At 37.8% G+C, this 20,209-nt stretch carries 20 protein-coding genes, 1 tRNA gene and 1 pseudogene; 11 read left to right on the plus strand and 11 right to left on the minus strand.

Annotation, left to right across the window (positions count from 1 at the left end; genetic code table 11):
- The first annotated feature begins 129 nt into the window (after window positions 1-129).
- Entirely contained in the window at window positions 130-579 is a 450-nt protein-coding gene (locus Q0X77_RS09415; RefSeq protein WP_297796420.1) for a hypothetical protein, read from the plus strand.
- 132 nt (window positions 580-711) lie between these two features.
- A tRNA-Leu gene (locus tag Q0X77_RS09420) sits at window positions 712-795 on the plus strand.
- Window positions 796-847: 52 nt separating this feature from the next.
- Here the strand turns inward: Q0X77_RS09420 and Q0X77_RS09425 are convergent.
- Complete coding sequence (locus Q0X77_RS09425; RefSeq protein WP_297796422.1) at window positions 848-1,564, minus strand: DUF1080 domain-containing protein; 717 nt, start codon at window positions 1,562-1,564, stop codon at window positions 848-850.
- A gap of 11 nt (window positions 1,565-1,575) precedes the next feature.
- Entirely contained in the window at window positions 1,576-2,931 is a 1,356-nt protein-coding gene (locus Q0X77_RS09430) for a Gfo/Idh/MocA family oxidoreductase (RefSeq protein ID WP_297796427.1), read from the minus strand.
- A 176-nt stretch (window positions 2,932-3,107) separates the two neighbouring features.
- Here Q0X77_RS09430 and Q0X77_RS09435 point away from each other — a divergent pair, with 176 nt between their 5' ends.
- From Q0X77_RS09435 to Q0X77_RS09450, 4 genes are read left to right on the plus strand one after another with little or no spacing between them, the layout of a single operon-like run.
- Window positions 3,108-4,004, plus strand: a complete 897-nt coding sequence (locus tag Q0X77_RS09435) for a MerR family transcriptional regulator (RefSeq protein WP_297796430.1) — start codon at window positions 3,108-3,110, stop codon at window positions 4,002-4,004.
- A 21-nt stretch (window positions 4,005-4,025) separates the two neighbouring features.
- Window positions 4,026-5,492 (plus strand): NAD(P)/FAD-dependent oxidoreductase, encoded by a 1,467-nt coding sequence (crtI, locus tag Q0X77_RS09440; protein WP_297796433.1) that lies wholly within the window; start codon window positions 4,026-4,028, stop codon window positions 5,490-5,492.
- Window positions 5,493-5,502: 10 nt separating this feature from the next.
- On the plus strand, window positions 5,503-6,342 hold the full coding sequence (locus tag Q0X77_RS09445) for a phytoene/squalene synthase family protein (RefSeq protein WP_297796436.1): 840 nt from the start codon (window positions 5,503-5,505) through the stop codon (window positions 6,340-6,342).
- A gap of 1 nt (window position 6,343) precedes the next feature.
- Window positions 6,344-6,793: a sterol desaturase family protein gene (locus tag Q0X77_RS09450; protein ID WP_297796439.1), complete on the plus strand. Its 450-nt coding sequence runs from the start codon at window positions 6,344-6,346 to the stop codon at window positions 6,791-6,793.
- A gap of 51 nt (window positions 6,794-6,844) precedes the next feature.
- Here Q0X77_RS09450 and Q0X77_RS09455 read toward each other — a convergent pair whose 3' ends face one another.
- The 7 genes and pseudogenes from Q0X77_RS09455 to Q0X77_RS09480 form a co-directional block, all read right to left on the minus strand.
- Window positions 6,845-7,408 carry a TlpA disulfide reductase family protein gene (locus Q0X77_RS09455; RefSeq protein ID WP_297796443.1) on the minus strand — a complete coding sequence of 188 codons (564 nt, stop codon included), beginning with the start codon at window positions 7,406-7,408 and terminating at the stop codon, window positions 6,845-6,847.
- Window positions 7,409-7,410: 2 nt separating this feature from the next.
- The gene (locus Q0X77_RS09460; protein WP_297796446.1) at window positions 7,411-7,968 is read right to left on the minus strand and encodes a TlpA disulfide reductase family protein; all 558 of its coding nucleotides are present in this window, start codon (window positions 7,966-7,968) and stop codon (window positions 7,411-7,413) included.
- 75 nt (window positions 7,969-8,043) lie between these two features.
- Window positions 8,044-10,311 carry an aconitate hydratase gene (locus Q0X77_RS09465; protein WP_297796449.1) on the minus strand — a complete coding sequence of 756 codons (2,268 nt, stop codon included), beginning with the start codon at window positions 10,309-10,311 and terminating at the stop codon, window positions 8,044-8,046.
- Between the two features lie 215 nt (window positions 10,312-10,526).
- A pseudogene (locus Q0X77_RS15380) lies at window positions 10,527-10,934 on the minus strand (methyltransferase domain-containing protein); the annotation flags it as partial.
- Window positions 10,935-11,089: 155 nt separating this feature from the next.
- Entirely contained in the window at window positions 11,090-12,043 is a 954-nt protein-coding gene (locus Q0X77_RS09470) for an AAA family ATPase (protein ID WP_297796452.1), read from the minus strand.
- 4 nt (window positions 12,044-12,047) lie between these two features.
- The gene (locus Q0X77_RS09475) at window positions 12,048-13,532 is read right to left on the minus strand and encodes a peptidylprolyl isomerase (protein WP_297796455.1); all 1,485 of its coding nucleotides are present in this window, start codon (window positions 13,530-13,532) and stop codon (window positions 12,048-12,050) included.
- Window positions 13,483-14,274, minus strand: coding sequence for a peptidyl-prolyl cis-trans isomerase (locus Q0X77_RS09480; RefSeq protein ID WP_297796458.1), 792 nt, complete (start codon window positions 14,272-14,274; stop codon window positions 13,483-13,485). The genes Q0X77_RS09475 and Q0X77_RS09480 overlap by 50 nt, the downstream gene beginning before the upstream one ends.
- Before the next feature lie 285 nt (window positions 14,275-14,559).
- On the opposite strand from Q0X77_RS09480, the gene Q0X77_RS09485 reads away from it, so the two are divergent.
- Both Q0X77_RS09485 and Q0X77_RS09490 read left to right on the plus strand, forming a co-directional pair.
- Window positions 14,560-14,799 carry a hypothetical protein gene (locus tag Q0X77_RS09485; protein WP_297796461.1) on the plus strand — a complete coding sequence of 80 codons (240 nt, stop codon included), beginning with the start codon at window positions 14,560-14,562 and terminating at the stop codon, window positions 14,797-14,799.
- A 106-nt stretch (window positions 14,800-14,905) separates the two neighbouring features.
- Window positions 14,906-15,967: a serine hydrolase gene (locus Q0X77_RS09490; protein WP_297796464.1), complete on the plus strand. Its 1,062-nt coding sequence runs from the start codon at window positions 14,906-14,908 to the stop codon at window positions 15,965-15,967.
- 36 nt (window positions 15,968-16,003) lie between these two features.
- Here the strand turns inward: Q0X77_RS09490 and Q0X77_RS09495 are convergent, their stop codons facing one another.
- On the minus strand, window positions 16,004-16,522 hold the full coding sequence (locus Q0X77_RS09495; protein WP_297796467.1) for a fasciclin domain-containing protein: 519 nt from the start codon (window positions 16,520-16,522) through the stop codon (window positions 16,004-16,006).
- Window positions 16,523-16,641: 119 nt separating this feature from the next.
- Between Q0X77_RS09495 and Q0X77_RS09500 the strand changes: the two genes are divergently transcribed.
- Window positions 16,642-17,208, plus strand: coding sequence for an RNA polymerase sigma factor (locus Q0X77_RS09500; protein ID WP_297796470.1), 567 nt, complete (start codon window positions 16,642-16,644; stop codon window positions 17,206-17,208).
- Window positions 17,201-17,992 carry an anti-sigma factor gene (locus tag Q0X77_RS09505; RefSeq protein WP_297796473.1) on the plus strand — a complete coding sequence of 264 codons (792 nt, stop codon included), beginning with the start codon at window positions 17,201-17,203 and terminating at the stop codon, window positions 17,990-17,992. The genes Q0X77_RS09500 and Q0X77_RS09505 overlap by 8 nt, the downstream gene beginning before the upstream one ends.
- 47 nt (window positions 17,993-18,039) lie before the next feature.
- Here the strand turns inward: Q0X77_RS09505 and rimO are convergent, their stop codons facing one another.
- Window positions 18,040-19,344, minus strand: coding sequence for a 30S ribosomal protein S12 methylthiotransferase RimO (gene rimO, locus Q0X77_RS09510; RefSeq protein ID WP_297796475.1), 1,305 nt, complete (start codon window positions 19,342-19,344; stop codon window positions 18,040-18,042).
- A 124-nt stretch (window positions 19,345-19,468) separates the two neighbouring features.
- Between rimO and Q0X77_RS09515 the strand changes: the two genes are divergently transcribed.
- Window positions 19,469-20,209, plus strand: a 741-nt coding sequence (locus Q0X77_RS09515) for a serine hydrolase (RefSeq protein ID WP_297796478.1), incomplete at its 3' end; no start/stop codon positions are given.

Consider the following 20,209-nt stretch of genomic DNA (forward strand, 5'->3'; position numbering starts at 1 on the left):
TAACCGAATTTACCCTATTTTAGAATCAGAAAATATGACATTCGTCACTAATGTTTTACATGACATATATCATAAGAAGTCACACCCGGCTAAATTACTTTTAAGCTACAAATCAAAGAAATCTGAATCATGGATAACAGCAATAAATCAACGCAGCAAAAAAATATTGAAAATGTAAACTGGGAAAATCTATATATATTAACAGACCATTGGAAGTCTGACCTCAACTTCTACAAAGATGACCTCCGGTTTTTACACCACCTGATAGATAAATATATAATTTGGATTACAAAAGACAGCAATCTCAATATGGTAAAAGAAATACAGAAGAACCTGTTTGAGATTCGCAGCAAAAGTGAGGCCTTAATGAAAGAAGTAATTACGCACCAACAGAATCTGGCACTAATGGTGGAAAATCCCACAGAAAGTACAAACCCGCAATTCGTAAAAGATCATGAAATTCTGGAAGATCAGATTTCAAGTTTCGTAAAACAGTTCAGGTCTAATCGCAAAGAAGTTTTTAAAATAACCGAATATGTAATAGACAGTGAAGAATTACCAAATATTCTTAAATCCTAGTACGGTCCTAAACCAATTTATTTCCTCATTTCAGAGGATGGGCAATTGTTGCCTCCCAAAGCGCGAAGTAATAGTTAATAATCTGCAAAATAGAAATACTTCGTTATATTTGCACCTCCATTTTGGAAAAATGCCCACGTGGTGGAATTGGTAGACACGCTACCTTGAGGGGGTAGTGTTCGCAAGGACGTGCTGGTTCGACTCCAGTCGTGGGCACAAAAAAACTGCTTCTGTAATATTCAGAGGCAGTTTTTGATTTTATTTCAGCCTACAATCGTTTTACACGTACATTTCGGAACCATACCCCTGCACCATGATCCTGCAACGCTAAATATCCATCGTTAGCTTTGCCATAGTCTGGAAAATCATTCCATTTACCACTATTCCGTTTCTCCTGCCAGTCCTGAGAGTTCTTATCAAATTCAACAATTTTCTGACCATTAAGCCAATGTTCGGCCTTTCCTTTATTATAAATAATCTTGCTCGTATTCCACTCCCCTACCGGTTTTAGTGTTTTCTTTTCATTGGCAACATGCATGGCATAATTTGCACCTGTTTTTTGCCAATCTTCAATTGGTTCTTCAAAACCTACATCATCTAACAATTGGTATTCCGGACCGGTTTCGTAGGGAGAGTGATAAATGGTGTCCTCTACCACATGATAGAAAGCACCGCTATTGCCTCCTTTGGATATTTTCCATTCAAAAGCAAATTCAAAATTGTCATATGTTTCCATACTAATTATATCTCCTCCTACATCTCCGGCTTCTCCAAAACATTCTATTATTCCATCTTTTATAGACCAATTAGAGGGAAGTGAATTCTGGTTATATCCGCGCCAGTCTGATGGTTTTGTAAGCTCCACCCAATCGCTTTCCACCACTTGTTCTTCATTAGAGGGAGGTAGTTCCTCTTTCTTCTTTTCAGTATTCTTACATGCCACTATCATCAGCAACAAGCAACTTATAATTATTTTTAGTTTCATAACCTTATATATTAAAGTAGTTTCATATTGACAGGATCCCATTTTATTGCTTTATCCAAAAAGTAACTATCATTACAGGCTAGTGCGGGCGCAGCAGCACGATAGCCAAATACTGCATCTTCCGCTACTGCTTTACCTCCTCTTATAGCATTGAACCAATTAGAAAAGTGGTCATAATGGGCTCCCTGATAACCTTCCTCTGCTTCAAAAACCGTTTCTTCGGGTGGAAGCATCTTTTTTCTTGTACTGGCCATTCCTCTCTCGGATGCCTTGGCTTTTAAAAAGGGATCACTGTCAAATTGTTCATTATTCCTTCTTAAAATTACCTTTCTCCATTGAACATCCATAGAACCTTCACTACCCACAATTCTCAGATAAGTCGTGCCCGATGTACCGTCAACAAAATTGCACCGCAATGATAAGTTGAAAGCAGGGTGTTCTTGAGAATCGGGATAATCGAAAACACCAAGGAGAACATCCGGCACTTCTCTGCCATCTTTCCAATAACGCAATCCTCCTGAAGAATAGATCTGATTAGGTCCTTTTGAACCGGTAATAAAGTGAAGGCTGGAAAACAGATGTACAAATAGGTCCCCGGACATCCCCGTTCCGTAATCCTTGTAATTTCTCCATCTGAAAAATCTTGTAGCGTCAAAAGGTCTTTTCTCAGTATTCATTAAAAAAGTATCCCAATCTACAGTTTTTGTTGAAGCATCTTTTGGAATATTGTACTGCCAGGCGCCGGTTGGGCTTCTTCTTGCCCAAAATCCCTCTGCATAGTTAATATCCCCAATTGCTCCCTGAGCGATTAGTTCTTTAGCCTTTTCATTTCCCAATGAGGACATGCCCTGGCTACCTACCTGAAATACCATGCCAGTTTCTTTCTGAGCCTTAATAACCTCATGCCCTTCATCTAAGGAATGAACCATGGGCTTCTCACAGTAAACATGCTTGCCAGCCCGCATAGCATCAATTGAAATTTGTTTGTGCCAATGATCGGGTGTTCCAATGATTACTGCATCCACATCTTTCCTGGCCAGAACCTCCTTATACTGTTTCGTAGTAAATAAATCTTTGCCCCATCTTTCCCGGGCCCTTTGAAGATGCCCGTCATATAGATCGCATACTGCCACCAACTTTACCCCTTGGTGTTTTAAGGCAGTAATTGTATCCTCAGTACCCATACCCCCTGCACCTATCAGGGCTATTTGCACATTACTATTTGGAGTATAGACCCTCCGGTTTAATAACGATATTTTAGGTCTGGTTCCCGCAGCTATTATTGCCGGGGCACTTGCTAAAGCGAGAGTACCTGCACCAATATTCTTTAAAAATTGCTTTCTGGTCTGAGTAGTTTTTTTTGACATCCTTTTCTGCGATTAGTGAGTTTAAATATATCTATTTATAACAAAAAACATTGCCATTTAATCGTAAAAACTTAAGAATTAAAAGGTTTAATTGTTTAGTTCAGAAAAAATTAACGCAACGATAAGACAACTTTATATATAAAATTGTAAATTTGTTTAACTATTTCGTGTAAATAATGAACAATGTAAAAAAGTATTTTAGTATCCGCGATTTGGAAAACCTATCCGGAATTAAAGCGCATACTATCCGAATCTGGGAAAAAAGATATGGCTTATTAACCCCGGAACGTACCAGTACTAATATTAGAACCTATAGCCTGTCTAGTCTTCAGAAATTACTGAATATAACGCTCCTCTACAACAACGGTTATAAAATTTCTAAAATTGCCAAAATCCCGGAGGCAGAAATTCCACTTATAGTCCGTGAAATAGTTGCAAAAAACAGTACCAATAATCACGCGATCAATGCCTTTAAACTGTCAATGATTAATTTTGACCCTTCGCTGTTCCAAAATACCTATAATGGTCTTCTTGCGGAAAAATCGTTTCGCGAAATTTTTTGGGAGGATCTTATTCCATTATTAAATGAACTTGGTTTATTATGGCAAACAGACACGATAAACCCCTCACATGAGCACTTTATTACCAATTTGATCAAACAGAAGATCTATACAAGTACCGAGAAATTGCAGTTAATGCGACCCACGCAACATGATAAGGTTTTTGTACTGTTCCTACCCGAAAATGAAATCCATGAGATAGGCCTTTTATTTCTTAATTACGAGATCATGCTTAGGGGTTATAAAACAATCTATTTAGGACAAACCATGCCACTGGAAGATTTGGCAGACCTGCAATCTTATTATAAAAATTTACACTTCTTATCCTACTTCACCGTTGTCCCGACTAAAGACAGACTGGGGAAGTATATGGATGATTTTACAAAAATCATGAACAATGGAGACTGCAAGTTATGGGTTTTAGGCAGGCAAATTCAACATATAAAAAAAGAGAAACTTCCATCGCACATTCGTACCTTTGAATCCATAGAAGAATTATCCAAAGCTTTATAAGCTTTAATTAACTTTTATAGAATGAATATCAACAACAAAAAAGTTGTGATCATTGGATCGGGGTTTTCATCACTCTCTGCGGCCAGTTATCTGGCTCAAAAAGGTTTTGATGTAAGTCTTTATGAAAAGAATGATACTGTTGGGGGAAGAGCCAGGCAATTATCCAAAGGTGGGTTTACCTTTGATATTGGTCCAAGTTGGTATTGGATGCCAGATATTTTTGATCGTTTTTTTGCAGATTTTGGTAAGCAGACCTCAGATTATTATCAATTGGACAAGTTAAATCCGGCTTATAAAATCTTCTTTGAAGATGATGTGATCACCATAGGGGATTGCATGGATAAAATCAGCGAGGAATTTGAGCGCATAGAAGAAGGCAGCTCTAAATATCTTAAAAAGTTTATTGCCAAAGCTCAAAGTAACTATGATATCGCTATCAATGAAATTGTTTATCGTCCCGGGATTTCTCCCTTGGAACTGGTGACCAGCGATACCATAACAAGAGTTGATCAATTTTTTAAAACAATAAGTCAGGAAGTACGTAAAAAGTTTAAAAACCCAAAGCTGATTTCCACGCTGGAATTTCCCGTGTTATTTCTTGGAGCAAAACCCAGTAAGACCCCTGCCTTTTATAGTTTTATGAATTTTGCAGATTTTGGACTTGGAACATGGCATCCTAAAGGAGGAATGTATCAGATAATCATCGCTATGAAGAGTTTGGCGGAAGAGCTGGGAGTCACTATTTATACGAATAGCCCGGTAGAGAAGATTGTTGTTGATGGAGGTAAAGCGAAAGGGATTGTGGTCAATTCTGAAACTATAGCCGCTGACATGGTCCTTAGCGGTGCTGATTACCACCATTCTGAATCCTTATTGGACAAGCCGCATCGTCAATATTCAGAAAAATACTGGGCAAGAAAAACATTTGCACCATCTTCCTTACTATTCTTTATTGGGTTCGACAAGAAATTAAAAAATATTGAGCATCACAATTTATTTTTCGATACAGATTTTGGCCAGCATGCATCTGAAATTTATGACGACCCAAAATGGCCGTCCAGGCCCTTGTTCTATGCAAACTTTCCATCTGTAACCGATGCAAGTATGGCCCCCAGGAATCATGAAACCGGATTTTTTCTGATTCCCATTGCCCCTGGTTTGGAAGACACACCTGCTCTGAGGAACCAGTATTTTGATATTATCATGAAAAGATTCCAGGAGCGCACCGAACAGATTGTAGAAAATAATATTATATTTAAAAATTCGTTTTGTGTAAATGACTTTAAAGAACAGTATAATTCTTATAAAGGTAATGCTTATGGTATGGCAAATACGTTATCACAAACTGCTTTTATGAGACCAGGCTTGAAAAGCAAAAAAATTAGTAATTTATTTTTCACCGGCCAGTTGACTGTACCCGGGCCAGGAGTTCCCCCTTCGTTAATTTCAGGAAAATTAGTTGCTGAATTGATGATGAAAAATAATTAAAAGGTAGTAAATGAAAGCTATTTTTGATGAAGTTTCCTACGAATGCAGTAAGATTGTAACCCAAGCTTACAGCACCTCATTTTCTCTCGCAACAAAAATGTTGTCCACTTCAATTAGAGGTGATATATACAATATATATGGTTTTGTCAGATGTGCAGACGAAATAGTTGACGCTTTCCACAACTACGACAAAGAAACATTATTTAATAAATTTGAGGAAGATCTGGAGAGAAGCCTAAAAGACAAAATAAGCCTTAATCCAATATTAAACGCCTTTCAGTATACGTACCATAAATACAATATTCCTTATCATTTAGTTAGTTCATTCATGAAAAGTATGCGGATGGATCTAAATAAAAGTGTCTATAGTACAGAAGCAGAATTTAAAGAATATATTTATGGATCCGCAGATGTTGTGGGGCTTATGTGCCTTCGTGTTTTTGTAAAAGGAGATGATGAGCGCTATGAATCCCTTAAATTATCGGCCATGTCCCTTGGATCTGCCTTTCAAAAGGTGAATTTTTTAAGAGACCTTAAGGCAGATTATGAGCATCTAAACCGTTCCTATTTTCCAAACACCAATCTTCTTGAACTGGATGAAGGGTCGAAACAAAGAATCGTTGAAGAAATAAAAGTCGATTTTAAACAGGGTTACGATGGTATTGTTCAACTTCCTAATGAGGCTAAATTTGGTGTCTACACTGCTTATAAATATTATTATAAATTATTGAGTAAGCTACAAAAAACGCCTTCAAAGGAAATCAAGAACACCAGAATACGGGTGCCCAATTATCAAAAATTTGGACTTCTTGCAAAGTCCTATGTAAATTATAAACTGAATTTATACTAGTATGAAAATTGTAATTTGGATCCTGATTTTCCTTGCCACTTTTGGATTTATGGAATTTATGGCCTGGTTTACTCATAAGTATATTATGCATGGTTTTTTGTGGAGTTTACATCGTGACCATCATAAAAAAGACCATGATTCCTGGTTTGAACGAAATGACGCATTTTTTATATTTTATGCGGTTGTGAGTATAACTTTCTTTTGCCTGGCGAGCTTTACACCATTCTGGTACGGTTGGCCACTAGGTTTTGGAATAATGGCTTATGGAGCCACCTATTTTGTGGTTCATGATATTTTTATTCATCAACGTTTTAAAATGTTCAGAAATGCCAACAACTGGTATGCCAGAGGTGTGCGCAGGGCTCATAAAATGCATCATAAGCATATAGGCAAAGAAGATGGAGAATGTTTTGGTATGTTGATTGTACCCTTTAAGTATTTTAAAAAATAACCTGCTTTTTAACTAAGCCAGGTATATTCAGCAAACCTTAGATTTCTCGTTTTATTCTTTTTTTAATAGCTTTTCCAATAGCTGATGGATACTTTCGTCATTCCAGTCAGCAGCACCAGTCTCTGCCACAACAATATTGCCCTCTTTACCAATTATGAAAGTCGTGGGTAAAGCTCCTGAATAAAGGGATTTTGGTGTAAATCCGGCTTCAAAATAAACCGGTAAATCATAATTTTTCTTCACTAAGAAGTTAGACACCCTTTCTTCTTTATCCCTTGCAATAAACAAAAATGTAACCTTCTGCCCGTACGCGTTATATAATAATTGTAAATCCGGCATTTCCGCAACACATGGCGGACACCAGGTTGCCCAGAAATTTATAAATACAACCTCCCCTTTGTAATCCATGAGATTTGCCCTATTACCTTTTGCATCTACCAATTTAAAATCATAATCCTCCAGAACTTCCTGGGTTCTCTCTGCAACAGGTACAGGATTGTGAGATATTAACCTGTTCAGGTATACCTTGGCATGGAACCCTATCGGAGTGAAAAAATAAAGTGCCAGTAAAAGAATGATGGTAATATTTACCAGCTGTGTCTTTTTCAGTTTCATTTTTAATTAATTAACTCATTTAAGAGGTTATAAATTGTTTTATTATCCCAATCTGCTATTCCTTTTTTATTCACCCTGATATAGCCCTTTTTATCAATGATATATGAAGCCGGGGGTTCTGGAATAGCTAAAGGAGCTTTCTCTCCAATAATAAGGTAGGTTACGGGAAAAGTAAACTCATTTTCTTTGATAAATTCTTCTACAGGTTCCCGCTCTTCATCCGTAATAATATAAAAATCCATCTTACCCTGATATTGATCATACAGCGCCTGGATACTTTTTAGCTCCGCGGCACAAGGTAATCTCCAGGAAGCCCAGAAATTGATAAATACCACATTCCCTTTACTTTTCTCAAAATTAAAGAATTCCCACCGGGCATTTTTTAATTTCCAATTGTAATCAAGGATCCGTGATTCTTCATTAGGTGCTATCACTTCCGGGCTAAAAGAAAATACTCGGTTCAATACAATCTTACCATGGTACCCCATTGGTGTAACAAAAAAAGAAAGCAAAAAAGCTATGAGCAGTAGATTGAGTATGGTTTTCTTGCTTACTTTCATTTTCTTACAATTCTTAAAAACTAAATAACTCCCGAGGAATGTCGGGAGTTATTATATTTAACTTTATACTGTAATTTATCCTGCATTTTCTCTTTTTATAACATTCAGAGCGGATCCTTCGTGGAACCATTCAATTTGCTGCAGGTTATAGGTGTGTTTTGCTATGATCATATCTTTAGTACCATCTGCATGTACTACTTCAATGGACAAAGGTTTCTCTGGCGCAAAGTCCTTAATATCAATAAAATTAAAGGTATCATCCTCCTTGATAAGGTCATAATCACTTTCGTTGGCAAAAGTCAAAGCCAGCATCCCTTGTTTTTTCAAATTGGTCTCGTGTATCCGGGCAAAAGATTTTACCAAGACGGCCGCTACACCCAAATGTCTGGGCTGCATAGCGGCGTGCTCACGCGAGGAACCTTCACCATAATTGTGATCACCAACCACGATAGTCTTTATCCCTTCAGCCTTATAAGCTCTTTGGGTATCAGGTACACCTCCATATTCTCCTGTTAGTTGATTTTTTACAAAATTGGTTTTTTTGTTGAAGGCATTCACAGCACCTATTAATGTATTATTGGCAATGTTATCAAGATGACCTCTATATCTTAACCATGGACCGGCCATCGAGATATGATCCGTAGTACATTTACCAAAGGCTTTAATAAGGAGTTTCATATTCTGAAGACTTTCCGGAGATATGGGCACAAACGGCTCTAATACCTGTAACCTTTCAGAATCTTTGGAAACAATAACTTCAACTCCACTACCATCTTCATCCGGAGCAAGATACCCCGCATCATCTACCTCAAAACCTTTTGGAGGTAGTTCAATCCCTTCAGGTTCTTTTAATTTGACTTGCTCACCGTCTTCATTCATTAATGTATCGTTCATCGGATCAAAATCGAGCCTCCCCGATAGTGCAATAGCGGCTACCATTTCCGGAGAGCCAACAAAGGCATGTGTATTTGGGTTACCATCGGCCCTTTTTGAAAAATTTCGATTAAAAGAATGCACAATGGTATTTTTTTCCTCTCCTTTGAGATCACTTCTGTCCCACTGACCTATACAAGGCCCGCAGGCATTTGTAAAAATAGTTGCGCCCAGGTCTTCAAAAATCTGTAACAGCCCATCGCGTTCAGCGGTATATCTAATTTGCTCAGAGCCCGGGTTGATTCCAAAGTCAGATTTTGGTTTTATCTTATTATCCACGGCTTGCCGGGCAATTGATGCAGCACGTGTAAGGTCTTCATAAGAAGAATTGGTGCACGATCCAATAAGCCCCCAATCAACCTGAATAGGCCAGTCATTTGCTTTAGCTTTAGGACCTAATTCTCCAACCGGAGTTGCTAAATCCGGAGTAAAAGGACCATTGAGGTGCGGTCTTAGTTCATTTAAATTAATTTCTATAAGTTCATCAAAGTACTTTTCCGGATTTTCATATACCTCCGGATCTGCAGTCAGATATTCTTTTACTTCATTTGCCGCATCTGCTACACCACTCCTATCGGTAGCGCGCAGATATCGTTCCATGGAGGCATCATAACCAAATGTAGAGGTTGTTGCTCCTATTTCGGCCCCCATATTACATATGGTACCTTTACCTGTGCATGAAAGGTTCTTTGCCCCCTCACCAAAATATTCCACAATAGCCCCGGTACCACCTTTTACCGTTAAAATACCGGCAACTTTCAAAATAACGTCCTTAGCTGAGGTCCAACCGGAAATTTTGCCGGTTAGTTTAACCCCTATCAATTTAGGAAATTTAAGCTCCCAGGCCATACCTGCCATAACATCAACAGCATCTGCCCCACCAACTCCAATTGCCAGCATACCCAGACCTCCTGCGTTTACTGTATGAGAGTCGGTTCCTATCATCATCCCTCCGGGAAAAGCATAGTTTTCCAATACTACCTGATGAATAATGCCTGCTCCCGGCTTCCAAAAGCCAATTCCATACTTATTTGAAACAGATTCTAAAAAGTTAAACACTTCTGCACTGGTACTGTTGGCAGTTTTCAAATCAGCAACCGCACCACTCTTAGCCTGAATCAGATGATCACAATGAACCGTTGTAGGCACTGCAACTTTTGGTTTCCCGGCCTGCATAAACTGTAACAGGGCCATTTGTGCAGTAGCGTCCTGACATGCCACTCTATCCGGAGCAAAATCTACATAATCTTTGCCTCTTTCAAAGGCTTTGGTAGGATTACCTTCCCAAAGATGAGCGTATAATATTTTTTCGGAAAGTGTTAAGGGTCTTCCTACTATATCGCGGGCCTTATCTATTCGTTCCGCAATATTCGCGTAAACCCCTTTTATCATGTCAATATCAAATGTCATTATCTTGATTTTATCTGTTAATTGAATTTCCCAAAATTAGTAAAATACACGGGGCTAAAGAAATTTTTAGAATAGGATTACATATTAAACATTGTTAATTGGTGCACTTTATTTCTCGATCCTTCCAACTTTTAGAAAAATTGGAAATCGGATTTCTTTTTTCTCCTGCTCCTTCCAGTTTTTTCGTTACCCGTTTATCAATTCAGGAACCGGATTTATCCCATCATTGGCATTTTATAATTTTTAACGTCCGACCATGTATTTTGATAACCCTCCAATTGTTTTATGTCCCAATTTTCCTTTATTTCTATTTCACGATCAATACTCAAAAGATTAAAATTAAAAGGAATTGATTTATAGGCATGATCCACATGTTTCCTTTCGGCATTCCAATATGATCCAATGGTGCCTTTATAAAATTCCTCAAAATAAAACCAGTGAATTGCCCGGGCAACGGTGATGAGATCAAATTTATTCTCTGGAAATGAGGTTCTCTCTGCCCTTACTTTTTTATAAACAATGCTCTTTTGTACTTCCCGGTGATTTAATTGATTCTGACTTATGTCCGTCGCAAATACCTTGGTAAAATATTTTGCCAGTTCAACAGCAACCTGTACATTACCGGTACCGCAGTCCCAACAACAGTTTTTTACGGGAACAAACTACAGAATCTCAGATTAAAGTATAGCGGGACAAGAAGGCCTATATGCCTTGTACTTCTCAGATTGATGTGAAAAATAATCATGTACATTCTTCATGAAATGTCCAAGATTTAATCTTAAAGAAGCTTATTTATGATGTCTTCTTCTGAGATACCTTCGGCCTCAGCCTTGTAATTTTTGATTATTCTATGCCGGAGTATTCCCATCGCCACGGCCTGCACATCTTCAATATCCGGAGAGAACTTGCCATTAATAGCAGCATAGGCCTTAGCACCGAGTATAAGGTTTTGAGAGGCTCTTGGTCCGGCTCCCCAATCCAGGTATTGCTTTACATAATCTGAAGAACTCTCCAACCCTGGTCGTGTACTGCTTACCAGTTTTACAGCATAATCCACAACATTATCCGGGACTGGTATTCTTCTTATCAAATGCTGAACTTCCAAAATCTCATCCGCATTAAATAAAGGGTCCACTTCTGGAAATTCATCATTGGTAGTGGTTTTTACTACCTGGATTTCTTCCTCAACGGAAGGATATTTTAGTTCTATGGCAAACATAAAACGATCTAGCTGTGCTTCCGGAAGGGGGTAAGTACCTTCCTGTTCAATTGGATTTTGTGTAGCGAGAACAAAATAGGGTTTCGCAAGTTTATGACGCACTCCCGCAATGGTTACAGCCCTTTCCTGCATAGCTTCCAAAAGTGCAGCTTGCGTTTTAGGGGGTGTCCTGTTAATCTCATCTGCAAGAATTATATTGGCAAAAACTGGACCTTTGATAAATTTAAAATTTCTGTTCTGATCCAAAATCTCACTCCCTAAGATATCACTAGGCATCAAATCCGGAGTAAACTGTATTCTTTTAAAATCAAGTCCCAATGTGCTGGCAATGGTATTCACCATTAACGTTTTTGCTAGTCCGGGTACCCCAATAAGTAAGGAATGCCCGCCAGTATAGATAGATAAGAGAATTTGGTCTATAACCACATCCTGTCCAACTATGATCTTAGCTATTTCTTTTCTGAGGGCCTGGTGTTTGGCTACTAAATTGTTGATGGCGGTTACGTCAGACATGCAGTTATTCCTTTACCCATTTATTGGCAAACTCACAATCTCTGTTATCACCATTAACACTTACATAAGTATCCTCAATATGATCATTCAACCATTCCTTAATGGCCTTAAACTGTTTATCGCGTAAAGCAAGTTCCTGTATTTTGATATAATCTATAGCAAAGTCTGCTTCGTGTTCATCATATCTGTTACTCACCATTAATATTTTATATTTGGGAGGACCTCCATTCGGATCCTTCTCAAAAGTTGGTTGTGATACTTCGTTATCTTTTAAATTCCTTACCTGATTGTACAGGGAAGGATCCATCTTGGTAAGTTCAAAACGAGAATCAAAATTAATTGGATTTCTTAATAACCCTCCGTCATTTTTGGTTTCTTTTTCATCCGAGAAATTCTTAGCCGCTTCTGCAAAAGTATACTTGCCTTCAATAATTTGTTTTCGTATGGAGTCTAATTCAACTTTTGCTTTCTCAATGGAAGATTGTGGAATCTCTGGTTGAATGAGAATATGACGCAAGTCTAGTTCCTGGCCCCTTATTTTTTCAATATATATAATATGGTACCCAAAAGTAGTTTCAAAGGGATCTGAAATCTCTCCCTGGCGCAAACTAAAAGCTACATCTTTAAACTCCTTAACAAAAGGTGTCTCTCTGGTCATACTATAAAAGCCACCTTTGGATTTGGAGCCGGGATCCTGAGAATATAAAATTGCTTTTACACTGAAACTGGCATCATTGTCTTCGCAATCGGCCTTTATCTCATTTAACTTATTAATAGTTTTCTGTTTTTCCTCTTCAGGAATTTCAGGAATTTTAACTATCTGTGAAATTTCGAGTTCTGCTCCGAAAACAGGTTTTTCATCTTCGGGAATTTTATTAAAAAATTGTCTTACCTCTTCCGGGGTAACCTCTATTTCACTGACAATTTTTTGTTGCATTTTCTCAGAAAGCATCCTCAACTTATTAATAGTGAACAATTCTTCCCGAAAAGCCTCCACACTCTCTTTATTATAAAATTGAAGGACTTTCTGCATGGAACCTACCTGTTGAACCAATTGCTGCATTTGCCGGTCACTTGTGGCATTTACCTCATCGTCCGAGATCAGAATACTATCCTGCACTGCCTGATGTGCATATAAACGATCCTCCATCAATTTCCCTAACAATCCACATTGCGTAATATCGTCCATAGCTGCTCCCTGACTGCGTAAATCAATAAGCGTTTTTTCAATATCGGAATCCAGGATAAGGTAATCCCCTACTACAGCTGAAATACCATCTAGTTTTATTTTCTTAAAATTAGTTACTGGTTTCTTTTTTATCACACTATCAGCAACTTTCACTGGTTCTGGCGGTTCTATTTGAGTATCGGGAATAGAATCCATTTCCTGGGCACTAAGCCCGGTAAAAACAATAAAAAAGGCGACTATGTATACTAACTTATTCCTGTTTATCATAAACTTCAAATTCATTTTCCTTAGTTGCTTCATCTATAATTTCTGTTTCCAGTTTTCTGATATATTGCAATTTTCTTCTATTGAGAAGCACCTGCCTTATAGTAGGTTCAATATAAGAAAGCGGGGCAACTTCATTAACCTGAAGTACATCCTTAACCTTTGTCAAATATACCCCCAATGAGTCCTCTAATTCAAAAAATTGTGATTTTTTTAAGTATCTGTCCTGGTTATCTATGGTCAAAGGAGGTATTTCTTCAAGTACCCTCGAAGCCGATATCCAGATAGAATCGTTAAAGTTTAACTTTTTAAACTGTACACCAATAGAATCCAAAAATCTTTTATCATCCTCATTAAATCGCCTTAAACTCTCCGTCACTTCTTTCTTATTGAGAAATTGAACAGGCAATTGAATAAATCTCAGCTGAATAATTTTCTCTTTGAGCTTGAAATTTTCTTTCTCCCCCTCGTAGAATCTGTTTAATTCCGCGTCAGAGATAATAGTATCCTCCGCCCTATTTACCAAAGCTTCTTTATAGGCCCTGGTATAAAGATCTGTTCTGTATCTGGAAACCAACAGTTCAAATTCTGTGATCTTTTCATCGGGCAAATTAATCTTTGCTTTTTCCAAAAATATTTGTTTGGTAGCCCATTTATTAATGTAATTGGATACGACAATTGCACTATCTTGACGGGTCAAATTTTCACCAATCGCTGCTTTAACCTCGTCCCAGTATAGATAAGTATCCCCTACCCGAGCCAATGGCTCTTCGTTCATATCATTTTTTATTAATGAATTACAGGATATAAAAATCGAAACCAAGACATAAAGTCCTATAAGATTCCTGAGTAATTTGGTCTGTAGGTTTAAAAAATGCATTCGACAAAAATAAGAATTCAATCCTGCTGGACAAGTAATCGCAATATGGATTAACAGATTTTTAGTACCTCAATATATTTATTTAGTAAATTAGGGCAATTAACCGTATGAATATTGATAAATACCCCTGGAAACTATCTATATAATGATCTTAGCCGGGGATTACCAAATAAAAGGATAAATGTGAGCAGAAAAATTAAACTCATTTGGGATTTCAGAGGGCCAACCGCAAAAGAAATAGCCAAACATCATGAAAAACATTTAAAAGATTACATTGTCGCTGAAAAGTTAAGCCTGAATATAACCGGCACTACCCAATTAAGTTCAATGCACAGCATTGCATACCTGGTAGTTGAAGAGGTTAATATGCTCAAAGTGCGCGATGCGCTCCTTCCACATCGCGGTGAAGTCTATTCAAATTAGCATAATTTTTAAACCATACTTATTAGTGAAAGCTGTTATACTTACTTTACTGACATTAATCTTAATAACGAGTTCCTGCAAAACCAAAAGCGAAGAAAAAGATCCCATGAAGAGGGTTTTAGATTCACCTGAGGTTTCAATACGAAAAGTTATAGATAGTGTTGATCAATATGAAATTCAAATATTATATACCCAAATAGATCGCATTAACGATAGCATAATTCTAACTGATTATGAATTTCAGTTAGATAACGATCATTATTTCTATCCCGCAAGTACCGTTAAATTACCTATTGCCGTACTGGCCCTGGAGAAGTTAAATACCATTGATACACTAGATAGAAATACCCGGTACTATGTTGAAGGAGATTCGATTGAAAATACTTTTGCAGAGGATGTCATTAATATTTTAACTGTAAGTGACAATCATGCAAACAACAGATTACTTGAATTCCAGGGACAAGATGCCATCAATAGCCGACTTGATAGTTTAGGGGTTGGTCCCGTGAGAATTTCACACAGACTTGGGGTACACTCTGATGATGTCACCACAAAGCCTCTTATCCTATACATAAATGACAGCACTACCGGAACGTCAACATCCATAGTAAACTCAGAACCCTTGCCCCTGCAGCTGGAACGAATAAAAAAAGGGGTCGGATTTTACGAAAATGACTCATTAATTATGAATCCTTTTGACTTTAGTTACAAGAATTATTACCCGGTTAATTCACAGCACGAAGTCTTGAAAAGAATACTATTTCCCCAGTTATTTAGCAACCAAGAACGGTTTAACCTTAGTAAGGATCAAAGAACATTTTTATTAAGTGCTATGCATACCCTGCCGAAAGAAGCGGGTTATGATCCTGTAGAGTATTATGATGGCTATTGTAAGTTTTTTATTTATGGTGATACAAAAGAAAATATTCCTGAACACATGAAAATATACAACAAAGTTGGGTTTGCCTATGGTACACTTACGGATTGTGCTTATATAACTGATGAAAAGAATGGCGTAGAGTTTATGCTTACTGCAACCATTTTAGTTAACAAAGATGGGGTTTTTAACGACGACAAATATGAATATGATGAGATAGGAATTCCCTTTTTAGCTGCACTTGGGAGGGAGTTTTACCAGCTCGAATTAGAGCGAAAAAAAGCACCGTAATACGGTGCTTTCAATTTTATAAATAAAAAGAAGTAATTAAGGCATCACTACATCTTCGATGATGTGAATTACCCCGTTTGAAGCCATTACATCTGTTTTAGCAATTTTGCTGTAATTGCCATTCTTATCCATTAGAAAAATTCCACCATCTTTTGAAACCGCTGTTAGCGTTTCACCATTAAGTGTTTTAAGTTCAGCTTTCCCATTTCCCGCTTTTAACGCACTGGCAACATCAGCAGCAGAGATTTTTCCTGCAACTACGTGATATGTTAAGATGGCGCTTAGTTTTTCCTTATTTTCGGGAGCTAATAACGAATTCAAAGTATTTGAATCTATTTTTGCAAATCCGGCGTTAACAGGTGCAAAAACTGTGAAAGGACCATCACCCTGAAGAGCGCCTACTAAATCTGCAGCTTTTAAAGCCGTTACCAAAGTAGAGAAATCATCCACAGAAACTGCAACATCAACAATAGTCATTGCTTTGTCCTGGGCGGAGGTAGTTTGAGTAGAAAATACTAAAGCTACCATTGAGATAATTAAGATAATTTTTTTCATGATTTGTTTAAAAAGTTAAAATTAGAAATTATTTATTTGCACTATGCATTAGTAATTACACAATGATTTAAGCCATGGATGAGCAAAGTGATTTTTTATCATATCTTTAACACAAGTTTATGGCAGGACACCCAAAAGATATCGAATCCATCAATCAACTTCTCCAGGGAGATAAGAATGCCTTATACCTGTTATATGACAAGTATTCAGGAGCTCTTTATGGTGTAATACTAAGGATGTGTAAAGACGATGATTTGGCTAAAGACCTTTTGCAGGAAAGTTTTATTAAAATCTGGCAAAAAATAAGTTCTTTTGATCCTCAGAAAGGAAAATTCTACACCTGGGCTTACCGAATAGCAAAAAATACAACCTTAAATGCACTCAGAAAGTCTTCTCCGCTCATCCAAACAGATGATTTAAGTGTATATGAAAGTAGAAATACCGAATCGGAGGTTTCTGATTCTTCTAATTTGAAAGGAATTTTAGCAGATTTAGAACCTCAGCACCAAATGGCAATTGATTTGGTTTATTTTAAGGGCTATACTCATCAAGAGGCACATAAAGAAATGAACGTGCCGTTAGGCTCTTTCAAATCATATGTAAGACAGGCTCTGATTAAATTAAGAGAACGACGTGCAGAGCTATCATGGTTTGTTTTGTTAATTGAAGTTATTAGAAATGGATAAGAAAAGTATTTTAGAAGACGGGCTTTTGGAGCAGTATCTTTTGGGAGAACTTTCAAATGAACAGGAAATACAGATCCAAGAAGTTCTGGAAGGACATGCTGATTTAAAAGAAGTATTTGAAGGACTTGAAGAAGAGTTTGAAAGAATTGGCTTCGAAAATGCTATTACTCCTCCCGAAAGCATTAAAAAAGCACTGGAAAATGCTCTTGAAAACCGAGGGGAAAAATCTGAAATAAAGGACATTTCCGGACCCAAAACAGAAGACAGATTTAATTATAGTCGTCTGGCAGTAGCCGCTAGTTTAGCTGCAATTTTTGCCTTGTCCTCGTTTTGGTTCTACAATCGATGGCAGACTGCAGAAGATAATTTGGAGGCACTTCAGCAACAGACGATAGCTATGCAGGATCGATTGTCAAATTTAGAGCAAACTTTTGATGTCACTAATAGGCGGTACCAGTCTATTAATAATAGAAACGTAATTCCTTTATTACTAAAGGGCAATTCATCATATCCCGGATCCAGAGCTGTAGCCTATGTAAATCATGCTACACAAAGTGTAATGGTAAATTCACAGGGCCTTCCTCCCTTACAGAAAGATAAAACATATCAAATGTGGGCCGATGTTGATGGGGTTATGATAGATATGGGCCTTTTACCTGCAGACACGGTATTGATCCCATTGAAATACATAGCGCGTGCGGAATCGTTGAATATCACCATTGAACCAGCCGGAGGTAATGATCATCCCACGGTTGAAAACCTGATCTCTAACGTTCTGCTCTAATTCTTAATGTCTATACAACAGATAGGCAAAACCGGTGCGGATAAAACCTAATTCAACGGCCTGCCATAAAGATCAAAATCCGCAGCATCAGTGATTTCAAGTTCTACAAAGTCACCAATTTTGACGTAGAAGTTCCTTGCATCAACCAGTACTTCATTATCCACGTCAGGTGAATCAAATTCGGTCCGACCTATAAAATAATTCCCCTCCTTACGGTCAATGATACAACGAAATGTTTTACCAATTTTGTCTTGGTTTAATTGCCATGAAATAGCGGACTGGAGTTCCATAATTTCATTTGCCCTATTTTGCTTCTCTTCTTCCGGCACATCGTCTTCTAAAGTAAACGCATGGGTATTCTCCTCATGACTATAGGTAAAACAACCAAGTCGTTCAAAGCGCATTTCCTTTACCCAGTCCTTTAGTGTTTGAAAATCTTCCTCCGTTTCACCCGGGTAACCCACAATAAGTGTTGTTCTTATGGCCATGTCCGGAACCATCGCTCTGAAGTCCTTTAATAGCTTGTTAGTTTTGGCTTTAGTAGTACCCCGCCGCATACTTTTAAGGATTGGATCCGAGATGTGTTGCAAGGGTATATCCAGGTAATTGCAGATTTTTGGTTCTTTTTTCATTACGCTGAGCACATCCAATGGAAACCCGGTTGGAAAGGCATAATGGAGGCGAATCCATTCTATTCCTTCTACCTTAGAAAGTGCTCTCAGTAATTCGGCCAGGTTTCTTTTTTTGTATAAGTCCAGTCCATAATACGTTAAATCCTGGGCAATTAGTATTAGCTCCTTTACACCATTAGATGCCAGTTTTTGAGCTTCCATAACCAATTCCTCAATAGGCTTACTTCTATGTTTACCTCGCATTAGAGGTATTGCACAAAACGAACAAGGCCTGTCACAACCTTCAGCAATCTTTAAATAGGCATAATTTTTTGGCGTGGTTGTAAGGCGTTCGCCAATTAGCTCGTGTTTATAATCGGCACCCAGGGCTTTCAATAAATTAGGCAGGTCACTGGTGCCAAAATATTCATCAACATCAGGAATTTCCTTCTCCAGATCAGGTTTATAACGCTCACTCAAACATCCTGTCACAAATACCTTATCTACCTCACCCTGCATTTTTTTCTCTACATATCCTAAAATAGTATTCACACTTTCCTCTTTGGCATTTGCGATAAACCCACAGGTATTAATAACGACAATATTGCCTTCCTCCTCATGCACTACCTCTTTATCATTCGCTCTGAGTTGCCCCATAAGAACTTCGGAATCATAGACATTTTTGGAACATCCAAGTGTTACGACATTAATTCTATTTTGCTTTACCGATTTTGTTCGCATGAATTTGTTTTAGCCGTGCAAAAATACAATACAATAGACGAAGAGCAGCTTTTTAACACGAATTCTTCTATTTCTGCGTTAAACCATTACTAGCTGTGTAAGTCTAATTAGAAATCACAACCAAATGAAACCCTGCATTCAAGTACTTTTTTTAGCCATTTTTTTTCTAGGCAGTTTAGCCTGTGAAAATAATACCGATGATTTTACAGATGTATTAATTGAAGAAGACGGTTCAGATGAAAATCCGGATTCTACATTGTATTTTCCCGGAACTACCTCGGAGGATTGGGAAACTATCAGCTTTGAAACGTTAGATTGGAATGACAACGCAAAGCAGGGTCTAATCGATTTCCTGGAGGAAAAGGATACTAAAGCATTTATAATTCTAAAAGATGGTAAAATTGCCATGGAGGAATACTTCGGGACATTTACCAAGGATAGTATCTGGTATTGGGCATCTGCCGGCAAAACCCTGACTGCCTTTACAGTAGGGATTGCCCAGGAACTGGACTTACTGGACATTAATGAACAAAGCTCCGCATACCTTGGGGAAGGCTGGACCTCAGCTCCACCGGAAAAAGAAAATATGATCACTATATGGAATCAACTGACTATGACAAGCGGCTTAAAGGACACCGCATTTGATTGTGTTACTGCAGATTGCCTGGAATATGAAGCCGACGCGGGTAGTCGTTGGGCCTATCAAAATGGAACTTATACCTTATTACAGAGTGTCGTAAGTGAAGCGTCTGACACTTCATTTAGTAATTTCTTCAATACTCATTTGAGAAATAGAATTGGTATGAATGGCTTTTGGATATCCACAAATGGCTTAAACAATGTCTATTTTAGTTCGGCCCGAAGT

This window comes from uncultured Eudoraea sp. (assembly GCF_947258925.1).
GTDB lineage: Bacteria > Bacteroidota > Bacteroidia > Flavobacteriales > Flavobacteriaceae > Eudoraea.